1 protein-coding gene is annotated in these 463 nt (G+C 68.7%); it reads right to left on the bottom strand.

Features of this window, described 5'->3' with window-relative positions:
* A partial coding sequence (locus V2J85_RS40570; protein WP_330824387.1) for an FtsK/SpoIIIE domain-containing protein occupies positions 1-463 on the bottom strand: 463 nt, incomplete at both ends.

Below are 463 nucleotides of genomic sequence, written 5' to 3'. Positions count from 1 at the left end.
ACAAGCGCGGTGATGATCCGGTCCCGGCGCTTCTCCTCCTCCTTGGAGGCGAAGAGCGCGAGTTCGGACACCTCGTCCACCAGGACCACGACGGGCGTGGGACGCAGGTCCTCGGCCAGGTCCCAGATGTCGGCGGCGATCTCCGCGTCCGGGACGTTCACGCTGATGCGCTGTTCCTCGCGGACGAGTTGGTAGACGTACTCCATGTGCGAGACCAGGGCTTCGAGCAGATCGAGCGCGGTGTCCTGGTTGTCGGCGAGGGCGGAGAAGCGGCGAGCCAGCGGGAACAGCTCGACGCCCTGCTTGCAGTCGATGCCGACGAGCGCCACGTCCTGGGCGGCGAGGCCGGCCACCAGGTTGCGCTGGTAGACGGACTTGCCCGACTCGGTGGCCCCGATCGTGAGCCCGTGCGGGACGATCCGGAAGTCGCGGTAGTGGACCGCCCCGTCCTCGCGCAGTGCGA

The organism is Streptomyces bugieae, assembly GCF_036352915.1.
Classification (GTDB): domain Bacteria; phylum Actinomycetota; class Actinomycetes; order Streptomycetales; family Streptomycetaceae; genus Streptomyces; species Streptomyces endophytica.
This window is presented reverse-complemented; position numbering and strand designations above follow the sequence as displayed.